This is a genomic window from Geobacillus sp. CAMR5420 (assembly GCF_000691465.1).
In the GTDB taxonomy this organism is placed as follows: Bacteria; Bacillota; Bacilli; order Bacillales; family Anoxybacillaceae; genus Geobacillus; species Geobacillus thermoleovorans.
Window position 1 is genome coordinate 1 of record NZ_JHUS01000076.1, and the last position, 15,044, is coordinate 15,044.

Annotated in this window: 8 protein-coding genes and 3 pseudogenes; 9 read left to right on the forward strand and 2 right to left on the reverse strand. The window is 41.4% G+C overall.

Going from position 1 to position 15,044, the window contains the following annotated elements:
* Positions 1-42: 42 nt before the first annotated feature.
* The 4 genes and pseudogenes from DI44_RS00355 to DI44_RS0117450 all read left to right on the forward strand — a co-directional run bounded on the left by DI44_RS00355 (position 43) and on the right by DI44_RS0117450 (position 6,806).
* Entirely contained in the window at positions 43-1,527 is a 1,485-nt protein-coding gene (locus DI44_RS00355) for a type I restriction-modification system subunit M (protein ID WP_033026626.1), read from the forward strand.
* Positions 1,520-2,782 carry a restriction endonuclease subunit S gene (locus DI44_RS00350; RefSeq protein ID WP_198527205.1) on the forward strand — a complete coding sequence of 421 codons (1,263 nt, stop codon included), beginning with the start codon at positions 1,520-1,522 and terminating at the stop codon, positions 2,780-2,782. The genes DI44_RS00355 and DI44_RS00350 overlap by 8 nt, the downstream gene beginning before the upstream one ends.
* Positions 2,779-5,733 (forward strand): type I restriction endonuclease subunit R, encoded by a 2,955-nt coding sequence (locus DI44_RS00345; protein ID WP_033026631.1) that lies wholly within the window; start codon positions 2,779-2,781, stop codon positions 5,731-5,733. Before DI44_RS00350 ends, DI44_RS00345 begins: the two co-directional genes overlap by 4 nt.
* A gap of 49 nt (positions 5,734-5,782) precedes the next feature.
* A pseudogene (locus tag DI44_RS0117450) lies at positions 5,783-6,806 on the forward strand (restriction endonuclease).
* 44 nt (positions 6,807-6,850) lie between these two features.
* On the opposite strand, the gene DI44_RS00340 reads toward DI44_RS0117450, so the two are convergent.
* On the reverse strand, positions 6,851-7,579 hold the full coding sequence (locus DI44_RS00340) for a SprT family zinc-dependent metalloprotease (protein ID WP_033026632.1): 729 nt from the start codon (positions 7,577-7,579) through the stop codon (positions 6,851-6,853).
* Between the two features lie 260 nt (positions 7,580-7,839).
* Here DI44_RS00340 and DI44_RS00335 point away from each other — a divergent pair, with 260 nt between their 5' ends.
* The 5 genes and pseudogenes from DI44_RS00335 to DI44_RS19770 form a co-directional block, all read left to right on the forward strand.
* Positions 7,840-8,742, forward strand: a complete 903-nt coding sequence (locus DI44_RS00335) for a hypothetical protein (protein WP_128723168.1) — start codon at positions 7,840-7,842, stop codon at positions 8,740-8,742.
* A gap of 3 nt (positions 8,743-8,745) precedes the next feature.
* The gene (locus DI44_RS00330; RefSeq protein ID WP_033026635.1) at positions 8,746-12,327 is read left to right on the forward strand and encodes a DEAD/DEAH box helicase; all 3,582 of its coding nucleotides are present in this window, start codon (positions 8,746-8,748) and stop codon (positions 12,325-12,327) included.
* A 269-nt stretch (positions 12,328-12,596) separates the two neighbouring features.
* A complete protein-coding gene (locus DI44_RS19555) occupies positions 12,597-13,142 on the forward strand; it encodes a DUF6431 domain-containing protein (protein ID WP_033026637.1) in 546 nt (181 codons plus the stop codon).
* 152 nt (positions 13,143-13,294) lie between these two features.
* Positions 13,295-13,794, forward strand: a pseudogene (locus DI44_RS0117455) (helix-turn-helix domain-containing protein); the annotation flags it as partial.
* A gap of 455 nt (positions 13,795-14,249) precedes the next feature.
* Positions 14,250-14,429, forward strand: a pseudogene (locus DI44_RS19770) (transposase); the annotation flags it as partial.
* Between the two features lie 188 nt (positions 14,430-14,617).
* On the opposite strand, the gene DI44_RS00320 reads toward DI44_RS19770, so the two are convergent.
* On the reverse strand, positions 14,618-14,890 hold the full coding sequence (locus DI44_RS00320; protein WP_033026638.1) for a DUF3986 family protein: 273 nt from the start codon (positions 14,888-14,890) through the stop codon (positions 14,618-14,620).
* Positions 14,891-15,044 lie beyond the last annotated feature (154 nt).

Here is a 15,044-nt window from a genome sequence, read left to right on the forward strand (position 1 = left end):
ATAAACTTTTGACAATACCTTAGTTCTATCGGAGGTAACAATATGAGCAAGTTAACGCTACAGGAACTTGAATCTCATCTTTGGGAATCGGCGAATATACTACGTGGGAGTATCGACTCATCAGACTATAAAAACTATATTTTTGGGTTACTGTTTTTAAAGCGGCTAAATGATGTTTTTGTAGAAACAGCAAAGCGAATTGAAGAAGAAGAGGGCGAAGATTACGGTTGGTATGATCGTGATGAACACCAATTCTTCGTGCCTGAACGTGCTAGATGGGAAAACATTCAATCCTTAACTCAAGACATTGGTGACGCAATCAATAAAGCGTTTGAAGCGTTAGAAGACGAGAACCCTTCTCTTCAAGGTGTACTAGCTAATATCGATTTCAACGATAAGGAAAAGTTACCAGACCGCTTACTGATCCAATTGGTTCAACACTTTAGTAAAATCGATTTAAGCAACGGAAACTTATCTGAACCTGACATCCTTGGTCGTGCTTATGAGTACCTAATTAAGCAGTTTGCTGACGATGCAGGAAAAAAAGGCGGCGAGTTCTATACGCCAAGCCAAGTCGTTAAATTAATTGTCAAATTGATTAAGCCAGAAGAGGGAATGCGTGTATGCGACCCAACAGCGGGGTCTGGCGGCATGCTTATTCAATCGGTCGACTACATAAAAGAAAAAGGCGGCAACCCACGCAACATTACATTGCACGGGCAAGAGAAAAACTTAAATACATGGGCGATTTGTAAAATGAACTTGTTGCTTCACGGATTAAGTGACCATCGCATTGAAAAAGGCGATACGATTCGTGAACCGAAACTATTAGACGAAAACGGCGAACTTTTATTATATGATCGTGTCATCGCCAATCCTCCGTTTAGCTTGAAAAACTGGGGCCGTGAAGAAGCAGAAGCAGACGAATTTAACCGTTTCCGCTTTGGTTTACCGCCAAAGAGCGCAGGAGACTATGCGTTTATCCAACATATGATTGCCACACTCAATGATGAAGGAAAAGCGGGAGTCGTCATGCCGCACGGCGTTCTCTTCCGTGGAGGGGCGGAAGGTAAAATTCGTCAAGGTATTCTAGAAGAGGATTTAATTGAAGCGATTATCGGTTTGCCAGAGAACCTTTTCTACGGAACAGGTATTCCAGCATGCATCCTTATCATCAGCAAAAACAAAGAGGAACATAAAAAGGGAAAAGTTCTCTTTATTGATGCATCACGGGACTATCAAGAAGGAAAAAATCAAAACGTTCTCCGCGATAAAGACATTCAAAAAATCGTCAGCACATACGATGCATGGAAAGATGTGGAGAAATATAGCCGTGTCGTTACTCTAGAGGAAATTAAAGAAAACGACTATAACTTAAATATTGCTCGCTACATTGACACAACCGAAGAAGAAGAGCAAATCGATGTGGCAGAAGCCTTGCGTCAACTCCGTCAGCTTGAACAAGAACGAGTTGAAATTGAAAAGGTGATGTATGGCTATTTGAAGGAGTTGGGGTATGGTGAGTGAATGGAAAAATTGCTTGTTAGGTGATGTTGTTGAATATGCTAATGGCTCATCTTTTCCAAATGAGTTTCAAGGAAAAAAGAACGGGAAATATGATTTTTATAAGGTAAGCGATATGAATAATCCTAAAAACTCTGTATTTATGACAGAAGCAGAAAATACGGTTGATGATGAAACTGTTACAGAATTAAAAGCAAAAATTCATCCGAAGGACACTGTTATTTTTCCAAAAGTAGGGGCAGCACTTCTTACTAATAAGAGAAGAATTTTATCTAAACCTTCCCTTTTTGATAACAATATAATGGGACTAAAAGCAAAAAAAAGTATTCTGCCAAAGTATCTATACTATTTTATGCATACTATTGACTTTGGAAAATTTGTTCAATCGGGAGCGGTTCCTTCCATTAATAAAACGATTGTAGACAATATACCAATCAAGTTACCATCTTTGTTCGAACAACACAAAATCGCAGCCATTCTCTCATCAGTCGATGAAGCCATTGAGAAAACCGAAGCCATCATCGAGCAAACGGAGAAAGTGAAAAAGGGGCTTATGCAACAATTGCTCACAAAAGGAATCGGACATACGAAATTTAAAAAGACGGAGATTGGAGAGATTCCTGAAGAGTGGCAGATATTTGCATTGGGAGATTTATGTCTATTAGGACCACAAAATGGTGTTTACAAGGAGAAATCCGAGTATGGCAGAGGTTATCAAATAGTAGTTTTAAACGATCTTTATGAGAATGAATATTTTATTGCAAAACCTTTAGATAACCTTATTGATTTATCTGATAAGGAGCTATCGAACTACTCTCTTCAGGAAGATGACATTCTTGTTAATCGTGTTTCTAAACAGGTTGAGGGTGTCGCTAAGATGACATTATTCAAACTGAACAATAACAAAGCTGTATTTGAGTCAAACATGATTCGGATTCGCTTAGATACTAAAAAGTGTCTTCCTTTATTCTGTTTATTCTTTAGCCATTCTGATATTTATAAAAAGCAAATAATGAAAGTTGCGAAGGTATCTAGTCAAACAAGTATAAGTCAGGATGGTATAAAAAACATTAGAGTCCCTGTACCACCTATCACGGAGCAATATCAGATTGTTTCTATTATAGAATCAATAATACAAAAAGAAGATAAAGAAAAAGAAAAGTTAAATTATCTTCAAAAGTTCAAAAAAGGACTCATGCAAGTTCTTCTCACAGGCAAAGTACGTGTCAAAGTCGATGATGAGGTGATGTCACAGTGACCACCGCAAGTGAATGGAATGAGTTAAATCTCGTGGAAAAACGGTTGATCAATCAACTTCAAGAGTTGGGCTATGAACATGTCACAGGCTCAGCTCTTGAGTCTGAACGTGAGTCGTTAAGTGAAGTGATTTTAAAAGAACGGTTAAAGAAAGCGATTCAGCGTTTAAATCCATGGATTGATGAGAACAATCTTGCTCGGATTATTTATAACCTTACTCACATCGAAGCAACAGGGCTCATGCAAGCGAATGAAAAGTTTCATGAGATGCTTGTCAACTATATTTCGATTCAACAAGACTTAGGAAAAGGGAAAAAGAATCAGACTGTTAAGCTGATTGATTTCGATAACCCTTATAACAACGAATTTTTAGTGGTTGACCAGTTCCGTATTCAAAATGCAAGAGGCACGATTCGTCCTGACGTTGTTATTTTTGTGAATGGATTGCCTTTAGTTGTGGTCGAATGTAAAAGTCCAACGTTGCAAGAAGATACGCAAATTTCCAAAGCGGTCAATCAATTACGACGCTATCAAGAAACTCATGAGCAACTTTTCTACTATAACCAGTTTATGATTGCGACAAGCAATTATCGAGCGAAAGCAGGGACGATTGGTGCGAAAGTGCAACATTTCAGCGAGTGGAAAGATCCGTATCCAAGAACGGTTCCTGAACTTGGCGACTCTCCTACGAAACAAGACATCTTAGTTGCGGGGATGTTAGCGAAAGAGAACTTGCTTGATTTGATCCAAAACTTCATTGTCTTTGAAGTCGATGGCGGGCGGGTGATTAAAAAGATTGCCCGTTATCAACAATTCCGTGCTGTCAATAAAGCAATTCAACGCATTTTACATGCAAAAACGCCGAAAGACCGCGGTGGGGTTATTTGGCATACGCAAGGTTCAGGTAAATCGTTGACGATGTTATATTTAGCCGTCAAACTGCGACGAATCAAAGAGCTGCAGAACCCGACGATCGTCGTTGTGACCGACCGGAAAGACTTAGATGATCAGATTACCAAGACATTCCGTAAATGCGGCTTCCCGAATCCGCAACAAGCGGAAAGCGTCAAAGATCTGAAAAGGCTATTACAACAAGGTCCTGGTTCCACAATTATGACTCTTGTGCAGAAGTTCCAAACAGATAAAGACGAAGATGAGTATCCAGAACTTTCGAGGTCAGAAAATATTTTTGTGTTAGTCGATGAATCGCACCGTACGCAATACAAAGGCCTAGCGATGAATATGCGTAAAGGCTTACCGAATGCCTGCTATATCGGTTTTACAGGAACGCCAATCGATAAAGAAGATAAAAGTACAACCAGAACGTTTGGCTCTTATATTGATAAATATACGATTGAACAAGCAGTCGATGACGGTGCGACCGTTCCAATCTTCTACGAAGCGAGAATGGTTAACCTTCATTTGCACGGTGACTCATTAGACCGATTATTTGACCGTAAATTTAGTGAGTATAGCGAGGAAGATAAAGAACGCATTAAAAAGAAGTTTGCAAAAGAAGAGGCGATTTTAGCCGCTCCGAGTCGCATTGAGCAAATTGCCTTAGATATTGTGGAACACTTTGAGAATTATATCTTGCCAAACGGCTTTAAAGCGCAAGTGGTGGCGGTGAACCGTGAAGCAGCAGCCATCTATAAACAAAAGCTAGATGAACTCATTAATGGAAAATATGAAACAGCGTTAATTATTTCAACAGGGCCTGAAGACAAAAACAATGAATTATTAAAGGACTATTCTCTTTCCCGTGAGGAAGAAAAACAATTAATTGAACGATTCAAAAAACCATTTGAAGAAGATAAACTAGCGATTTTAATTGTTTGCGATAAACTTCTAACAGGTTTTGACGCTCCAATCGAACAAGTGATGTATTTGGATAAACCGTTAAAAGAGCATAACCTTCTTCAGGCAATCGCTCGTACAAACCGTACATATGAAGGAAAAACGTATGGGCTCATTGTTGATTACTTTGGAGTGTCCAAATTCTTGGAGAAAGCCCTAGCGATTTTCTCTAAACAAGACATTCAAGGAGCGTTACTCCCGATTGAAAGCGAATTGCCAAAATTGAAACAAGCCCACCGAAAAGCGATGAGTTTTTTCGACTATATTAACCGAAGCGATGCCGATGCGTGCGTTCAAGTATTAGAGCCTGAAGATGTGCGGCACGAGTTTGAAAAAGCGTTCAAAGAGTTTTCCAAACGAATGGATATGATTTTACCGAATCCTGCCGCTTCCGAATATGTAGAAGACTTAAAGTTTTTAGGTAAAGTGCGGCAAATGGCAAAAACGTTATATCGTGACGAGCAAATGGATATTTCCGAGTGTGGCGAGAAGGTAAAACAATTAATTGCGGAGCATTTATATGCCGAGTCTGTAGAAGTGATCCATGAACCAATTGATATTTTGTCCAGTAAGTTTGATGAACGGTTAGAAAAAGCGCCATCGAAGGAAGCACAAGCGGCGGAGATGGAACATGCGATTCGTCATGAAATTAAAGTGAAGCTGGAAGAAAACCCTGTATACTATACATCGCTAAAAGAAAAACTGGAACAATTAATCGAAGCAAGACGGAAAAAAATGATGGATATCGCTGAATTGGTAGAAAAGTTGCGCAGCATGGTCAATGAAATGCGTAACGTCAACCAACAAGCGCAAAACCTTGGGTTTACACGAGAGCAATATCCGTTCTATCAGCTGTTGCAACAATTTCTTCCAGGTGAAGAACATAAAGATACAATCGATGCGTTGACACATCTCGTGACGGACATTATCGCTGAGGAAAGTCAAGTTATTGATTGGGTAAATAAAGAGGATGTAAAACGAGAAATGCGGAAGAAAATTAAAAGGCAATTACGGGCAAGTGCGATTCCTAAAGATCAGTTAGAAAATATAACACAACAAATTATGTCGTTAGCAATGGTTCATTATAAAAATTAAAAAAGGAGAGTATTGTCAACTCTCCAATTTTTTATAAAGGATGGGAGTTATGATGAAATGGTGGATGGTACGTGCAGGAGATCATAATGAACTTATTCCGATTTGGAAACAAAAAGGTGTTGCTTCGATAGGGTGGGCGGAATTTGGAGACCCAAAAAACTATTCGACTAGGAAAGCTTTGATTGAGAAAGCGCATGAGATTTATGAAGAAGAAAAACCTGCTACACGCAAAACTTGGGCGAGCCAGGTATGGAGATTTAGCCATGAAATTAAAGTGGGAGATAGAATTATTACATATGCTAAAGACAAACGTGAATACTTAATCGGGACAGTTACTAAAGAGCATGAATATAATGAAACAATTGTAAGTGACTATTATCCAAATGTGATACATGTAACTCACATTTCGCACCCTGTTAGGGTGCGAAATGTGAGATGTAAAATGGGAAAAGAAACAAATTCCACGTGATCAATTGTCAGAAGGTGCGAAAAACTCCCTTGGCTCTACTCTTACAGTTTTTTGTGTAGATGACTGGGGAGATGAATTAGAAAGATTATTAGATGGTAAAGAACAGGTAGTAAGTGAACCAGAAGACAATGAAGAGGAAGTTATTAAAGAAGATTTTGTTCAAAAAGCATTGACGATGATTCAAGATAAAGTTGATCAATTAGATCCGTGGCAAATGCAGGAGTTAGTCGCTGGATTGTTGCAAGCTATGGGCTATAATGTCAAAGTAAGTAAAAAGGGACCTGACGGGGGAGTCGATATTTTAGCCCATAAAGATGCATTTGGTTTTGAAAAGCCGATTATTAAGGTACAGGTAAAGCATCGAAAATCAGCTTCGTCAGGTCCTGAGGTTCAACAATTGTTAGGAGCTCATCCAATCGATGCGAATAGTTTATTTGTATCAACTGGAGGATTTACAACAGCCGCTGAAAATATAGGAAAACAGCATAACGTCAAGCTCATTGATTTAGAAGAGTTAGTAAACTTAATTGTCCAATGGTACGATAGAATGCCGAACGAAACTAGATCGTTGTTGCCGCTGCAAAAAATATATATTCCAGAATAAACTACAAAAGAGCCGTTACTTCACAGTAAGGCTCTTTTCTATTTCTACAAAGTTAAGGTTGGACCGTTTACACGCAACCATTCTTTTCTTTGCTCATAATCCGTTATCACAGATTTAACAAAACGCCAAAAATCATCTGAGTGATTCGGATATTTAATATGCGCTAATTCATGTACTAATAAGTAATCGATAATTGGCATTGGCGCCATCATAATTCTCCAATTTAAATAAATGACTCCTTCATTGGTACATGTCCCCCAACGCATTTTTTGTTCTTTCAATTTAAGTTTGGTAGGAGCTACTCCCATCTTAGGGCAATGAACTTTTAAACGTTCTTGTAGCTTCATTTCACCGTGCCGAATATACCATTCTTTAAATAATTGATATAGCTCCCGTTTTCTCTCTGACTCGGTTAGATAAATAGGAACATTGGCGATAAACCTTCCTTGGTGAAAGGTTAATGAAGCTTGTTCTATGTCCTCCTTTTTATGCAACTTTAGGCGATAGTTACGACCGAGATAAGGAAACTTTTCTCCACTGATAAACTCTTTTGGTGCAGGAGGATCTGCTATTTCATTGAACTTGTACCACTTTTCTAAAATCCATGGAGCCTTTTTATATAATATCGCATGAAGGTGATCCCTTTCTATATTCTCGGGCGCAACGACTTTCACCCCATCGAGCCACTCTACAGAAATCGTTACATCATTTTTGTTTGGAACGTACTTCAGTGTATATTCTATCGTTGTTGTACCGTATTGAAAGCTAGGCATCGTATATTCCCCTTTCGTGATTCAACTAAATTTTAACGATGACTTGAACGGGGGTCAACGTGCAAACCACTATTTCTTAGTTTTCAATATTTATAAGAATGTAGTAGTATGGGCCGCCTAGACAGTAATTTGGCAAGGGGGACGATTTTGAATTGTCTTATAAAACTACAGACACATTTATCCAATTTAATTTAAAATGGTATAATAAGGTTATATATTATAAGTTAAAATTTGTGATTACTTGGTTGATAGGATACTTAATGAACGGTGAGTGGACAAGCATTATGTTGAAAGGGCTAAAAATCTCATCACTGTCTTCATGGTTACGCACTGATGTTTCTGAGTCTGCGGACAAGTTGTACCGGCATAATTTGATACAAGAGAATAAATCTTTTAGAGCTAATGCTATCGAGGACTTGAAACCTGTAATTAGGGCAGCACATGACGATGCAAGATTTAGACTGCGGAAGGCCTTCCAGGATAATCTGGATCCTTTAGGGGAATGGGATGATGATTTTGACCCTGCTGACGGATACCCTGAAGTATTTGATTTGACAACCCTAAAAGGGTACTTCGGCGAGTTCTTTTCTGGAGTGATTGCAGAGAATTTTTCGCCGTTTGGTGAAAGTAATTGGCAGGTCCCAGTATTTTCTTTTAGATGGCATGATACCGCATTTGACCAGCTCGAGATGTATCGCCAGACCGGGCAAATGAAGGAAGCAATAATGGGGCGTACAGGTGATGATTGTGTCGCTTTTGTATTAGATAAGGACAGGATTACAAAGATTCTTTTTTTGGAGGCCAAATGCACCGCAAAGCACGACCCGAGTATGATTGCTGATGCACACACCAAGATTAGCAGCACAAATTTGATACCAGTTGAGGTTAGACGGATCATTGAAGTTCTGCAAGATTACAAAGAAAACACGACTGCGCAATTATGGATTGCAGCTCTGCGCCAACTATATCGGCCTAGAGTTAGATTCGAACGATACGATTGTGTAAGCTATGTCTGCGGACAATCTCCTGTCCGAAAGAGAAGCTGGATTCCACCTGACGCGCCTCATTCGAATTACACTGGCGGTCGAAAGCTGGAGGCTGTCGAGATTCAATTGACTGATGTGGAAGAACTTATCAAAGATTTGTATGGGAAGGACGACTGAGCAGTGGCGGACTATTTTGATTTAACGTCGGAGCAGTTTAAGAGTATTCGGGCTGAGTTGGCCGGAGACACACTACCTCCGTCTTTCGCAAAACTGTATAGTCAGTATACACGAGTGAGAATGAACCAGCCGGGTCTCAGGGGATGGAGAAGTGAGGATTTCTCTGCAAGGCTGGCAGATGCGGTCACATTAATTGATGTAGGGCTCTATGAGCGGGATATGGGAGGCGAGGACTGGAGGAGTGCCCTTAAACGTGCTGGAGAACTGTTAGAATGGCTGTCTCACCCTAATTTGAATACCGACCGACTACCACTGCGCTTGCTCTCAGCGGGTGTGTACCAGTTAGCTGGCTATCCCGCTCTTGCGCTGGGGCTATTGAACAGTGAAGCACCGGATTCAGGTGATTCTCAAATTCTGACTTCGTTACTCATGGCCGATTTTCCGAAATTGCATACCCTTATTAACGACTATTGGGGAAAAGAATTGGTTGTGGCCCGTGATCGGAAGGGGAAGAATTTTCGTCAGATCCACACTTCTGATTTTAACGGGCGCTTCGTCGATGAAATCATAAAGGCGCTCGGGATTTTGTGTGCGTATATGCGATGGGGTGATACGGATCGCCTAGAAAAGGCGCAACAGAAGTTGCAATATTTGTCCGAACTTATGATTTATAGCAAAGATAGCTATTCCTGGTTACTGTCGAAAGTTGTTTCTGAAGTTGTGCGGGAGTACGTCAACAGTTCAATGAGAGTTTATGTGGAAAAGCTCCAGAACGGAGTGTCCGATTATGGAAAGAGAGCCTTTGAGAGGTATCTTCGGAGTAATTACAGGAGTCGCAAATCGCTTGCATGGTATTCACAAGTTCGTGGAATTGAACGTCTGTTAGTGGACGGGTCATTCGCATTATGTACACCAACCGGTTCCGGAAAAACGACGATTGCGGAACTTGCCATCATACAAAGCATGTTCCCTACTAAAGATGAGGAACTCTTCTCTAGTGTAGGGCCAATTACAATGTACTTGGTCCCGTCACGGTCGCTGGCCACCGAGGTGGAGTCGAAACTGGGGACTGTTTTGGGAAAACTGGGTAGTTATTCTGTTAAGGTCACAGGTTTGTATGGTGGTATTGATTGGGGACCTATGGATGCATGGGTCACATCGACCGATCCAACCGTTCTGGTGTGTACCTACGAAAAGGCGGAAGCGTTGATTAGATTCTTGGGGCCATTATTCCTAAATCGTGTTTCGCTCGTGGTCATCGATGAGGCCCACTCTGTTCAGTTCAATGGGAAAGGCTACGATGGTCTTGTTAATGCAGATGACAGAAGTCTAAGGCTCGAAATGTTGGCTAACCGTTTGTTACAATATATAGGCCAAAAACGAATTATCGCGCTTTCTGCGGTAGCGGATGAAAATGAATCACTTGCTCATTGGGTGGCCGGAAGCGAAACGGCGACACCTGTTGTATCGACCTATAGGAGTACTCGTCAACTTATCGGGCGCCTTGAATGGTCTCGGTCCGGTGAATATGAGATTTTTTATGATATCCTGAATGGTCATTACTTGGGATTCAGTGGTGATGGTGGAAGAGATAATGTTCCATATATCCAAAAACCATTTACACCGTTTCCAATTCCGTATCAGTCACTACCCAAGAAGTACAAGAATGAAAAAGTCGGAAAGCGGCAACGCCCCTATCTGTTTTGGGCTGCTCTCCAATTGGCGCAGCCAGATGAACAGGGAAAACAACATTCTGTTTTGATTTCGGTTACCCAAAACATCAGTGGTTATGCTAAAGATTTCCTATGGGTTCTGAACAAAAAATTAGTTCAACAGCAACTTCCCAAATTTTTTACACCTCCATCTGATCCAGAACGTCTTGCGTTGTTCGAAAAGTGTTTGAATGCTTGTGAAGACTATTTTGGGAAGGAATCCTATGAATATCAGCTATTGAAAAAGGGGATAGTGGTGCATCACGGAAACATGCCTGGGATAATGGCTCGGCTGCTTGTGGAATTACTTCAGAAACGAGTCGTCCACATAGCGCTCGCAACATCGACACTCTCTGAAGGTGTAAATCTGCCTTTCGAAATAGTTATTATTCCAACGTTGGTACGAGATCAGGAGCCTCTTCCAGTTTCGGAGTTCAAGAATCTTGTCGGGAGAGCAGGTAGACCTGGATGGGGAACAGAGGGTAGGACACTGGTCTTTCTTGAATCTCGTCCGAGTGATTACAGTAGTCAAACGGCAAGAAAGAATTATAAAACCATAATCGACAGGATAACACAAGAACAATTGCCTAAAGACGGTGCAACAGAAAGTAGTCCACTAGGAGCTCTGATGACATACATTGCAAAGAAATGGGTCCAAATTTCTGGTTCAAGATCACAAGCAAAGTTTATGGAGTGGCTGGAAAAAACGGCTCCACTTACAGATTCGGTGGAAGGGGACGAACGGGACTTACAGGAAGCTCTCGATTCCTTGGACGGATATCTACTCTCAATCATTGTTGAACAAGAGGCTATGTCCGACGAGGAGATGAGTAAATCCGATCTTGAAAACCACCTCATTGACGTATGGAGAAAAACATACGCCTATTATGTGATGAAGAACAAAGAGTTTTGGGAAAATGTGTTTGTGACTCGGGGGAGTGCTATTCGTGAGAGCATATATCCCGATTACGATACAAGACGACATCTTTATCGAACGAGTGTTTCGCCTCGATTCGGTAAAAGGGTGCTCGATGGATACCGTAGGATAAGGGACCACTTATTGACCGGAACGGATTATTCAGAGTGGTCTACCGAAGAACGGCTGAAGTACATTGTAAAAACGGTAGATCAAATCAGTAGTCTCGAGAAATTCAAAGTTTCTGATGGTTATGGATCAGGAAAGAGCTTTAGGAAATGGGATGAGATCCTAAAGTGGTGGCTGAACCCTAGTGGATCCGTTCAAAAACCCACGAAAAATCAAGTTTCAGGATGGATCAAGTTTATCAAGAAGAACTTTGAGTACCTGTTTAACTGGGGACTTGGAACAGTCATTGCATTAATTTGGGATGATGCCAACGAGGGTGTTCTCCGAGAGATCACCATTGAAGATTGGCCCAAAACCGGACTTCCGTGGATCGTGTTTTGGCTGAAGGAACTTATTACTTGGGGGACGTTAGACCCTGTGGCAGCTTTGTTGTTGGCGCACGGTATTGACCATACTCGATCTGCTGCAGAAACGAGGGCACAAGATTACTATGCAATCAGCACGGGACTGCCTGTGGATGAGGTTTTGAATCCGAGACGCATCAAAGAATGGGCTGACAAATTTGTCGACAATGAAATATCTTTATCGGCAGAATCTTACCCGAAGGAAATCAAAGTCGAACTCACTCGAGACTTTAGTAAGGCCAAAGTAAAGGATTGGAGAGTGGTTCCAGTGATTACAGAAGACACTATTAGATGGATTGATCCGGCGGGATACGAGTTTGCAATATCTGAAATTCCTTCCCAATGGCATAAAAATATGGAGTTAACTCACGACTTTATTCTTAACACCGATACTAAGACTGTTAAGGTATTCAGGTACCTCTGATATGGTAAACTTGAGGTACACCACCGTACTTTGGAGAAGAGAACATTAAAGCTTATTTTATTATTGTATTTCAACGTGTTTTGCTCATTTTATTTTACAGGTTCGGTCAAATCGAAGTTGTAAATTATCACTTTATTTCGGAACAAAAGAGCCATTTTTTTGCACATTCTTTCAGAAAGCCCTCTCCCCTTTTCTGAAAGAATGTGCTAAATTTTTTGTGAATTATTTCGGAAGAGAAAATCCATCGGTTCAGAGGAGGGGAGGAGGACGTGATTCAATTTCATGACTTTGGCATTGACGCCCAAACGTATGCAGAGCGTGGAAAAGAAAACGACTTCCCTCTTCTGACACAGTGTCCGCATTGCCGGTCCAAGCGCTCGTTGCACCGCCACGGTTACTATAAGCGAAACGCATTGACCCCACATGGCGATTATCGCATTTGGATTGTCCGGTATCGCTGTCGGGAATGCTTGAAAACGGTGAGTGTGCTGCCTTCCTTTCTCCTCCCGTATTTTCAGTATACGTTGTCCGCCATATGGCAAGTCGTGAAAGAGCAGTTGGGATTGACCGAAAGGACGAACCAGGCTCCGTTCCTCCCGACAAAGGACGGCATCATCTTTTATGTCCGACGGTTCTACCGAAACCTATCAAGCCTTCATAGCTTTTTTGCGAGGCGGTGGAGGATCATAGGCCCTATCGTGAAAAAAGAAAAGGAACGGGCTTCTTGGTGGATCCAGACGTTAGAGGAACACGGTCTTGATTCGGCCATCAGAGAGATGTGGGAGGGCGGATTCCGACACCCTTTTGCGAATTAAATGGGATCCTGATTTTACATACATATCCTAAATTGGAAATGGTTGAGGTTCCCACAAACCTTTCCTATCGACGGAGAAAAAGCAATTCGGTACGATAAGGGCAGGAGGACCGGAACGGTCCTGATTCCAAGTGAGACCAGGAGGAGATTTGAATGAATGAGTCGATGAGACACGACATTGCCCTGTTTCGGTACGGGCTAATCGCTCCGTTGGTGAATGGGCAGGTGGAACCGAAGACGTATCTGAAAGAGGTGAGCGAGCGAGTGCACCATGTTCCCCACCAGGGCGACAAGCGAATCGCAGCCAAGACGATCCTCGATTGGTGCACCCGATACAAAAAAGGGGCTTTGACGCCTTAAAGCCAAAGCGCCGTTCGGACCGCGGCCACTCAAGGCGTCTGTCGCCCGATAATGAGGATCATATTTTAGCCCTAAGAAAAGAACATCCCACCATGCCCGTGACGGTGTTCTACGAACGCCTGATCGAGCAGGGGGAAATCCCAGAAAACCATACCTCTTACTTTACTATATACCGATTATTGAAAAAACACAACCTTGTCGGGAAAGAAATCTTGCCCATGCCGGAGCGAAAACGCTTTGCGTATGACCAGATCAATGAGCTTTGGCAAGGGGACTTATCCCATGGACCAACTTTTGCACATTATTTCCGAATCCGTCTGAAATAATTTGAAAAAGGGACTCTGAAATAATGTGCTAATTTACATGAACGTCTTGTATGAAACCCCCGAGTTCGACAGTTTTGAGGCCATTTTAGGCAAATGAAAATGGCCAAAATGCTGTTATATCAAAGATTTCGCGATGCGGATCCTAGAAAAAAACACTGAATTTCATAGGCACACGAATTCATAATTTATCCTTTAAAAAAAGCCTAATATCGCTTATAATATAGGCATGTACATACGACGAGTGACACGCAAAAACAAAGACGGAACGACTGTGGCGGATCCCCAGCTTGCTCATAATGAATGGGATCCAAAGGCCAAATAGGCGAAAGCGAAGGTGATGGATTCGTTCGGTCGCGAAGATGAAGTGGATCGCGCCGTCTTGGAGCGTCTGGCCAACAGCATTTCGCGATTCCTTTCCCCTGACTCATGAATCGTGGCCGAAAGTAAGAGACGAATGCGAGCGTCTCATGCTTGGACATTTTTCTTCAAAAAACGGCGACCTTTATCAACGAACAGAACTGACGGCCAAACAAGCGCTATTCCTTGCGGCTCTAGGGCTGGAACCTCCTCCAAAGATTCTAGGCATCCACCCTCGCGCCTAGATACACGCCCGAAGTGTGCCCAAATGCCTCCGATCCCTTTTGTATCAAGGGGCGAGAGGCATTTTGTTTGCCTAGTGACTGTCGAACTCGGGTATACGATTAGAATTGAAAAATGCCCCAAGTGTTTTTCATCACTTGGGGCATGGATTGAAGTTACGTTAGCAAATTCGTTCCTTATTTCTTATATTTTATATTATATTATTTGCTTTTAACCATTCTTCAAATAGCTTACTTCCGACTTCATAAGATAAATCATCTGCATCAACAGTAAAAATCTTGTAACCATATTTTTCATGGAAATCATACTTATCTAATATTTTTTTAACTAATGTAGTATCTTGTTCATTATCTAAAAAAACTACCCATTTATTTTCATTCTGAATTTTATATGCGACTGCTTCTAAATCAACATTGTTCTCATAATATCCTAAATGAAGATGCTGATTTGGATCAAATTTCACGTTTATTCACTCCCTATAATTGATTTGATTACCATATGACTCACATTTCGCACCCTAACAAGGTCAAAACAAAGGATTTTTTATTTAGTTTTTCAGAATAACTTTTTGACCAACACAACGAGCGATGGCAATCCTTTTTTACCATCGCTGGTCG

Bases quoted from the DNA above. Each gene is read 5' to 3' on its own strand.
- DI44_RS00340 (WP_033026632.1), bottom strand. From the start codon at position 7,579: ATGCCTAGCTTTCAATACGGTACAACAACGATAGAATATACACTGAAG.
- DI44_RS00335 (WP_128723168.1), top strand. From the start codon at position 7,840: ATGAACGGTGAGTGGACAAGCATTATGTTGAAAGGGCTAAAAATCTCA.
- DI44_RS00355 (WP_033026626.1), top strand. From the start codon at position 43: ATGAGCAAGTTAACGCTACAGGAACTTGAATCTCATCTTTGGGAATCG.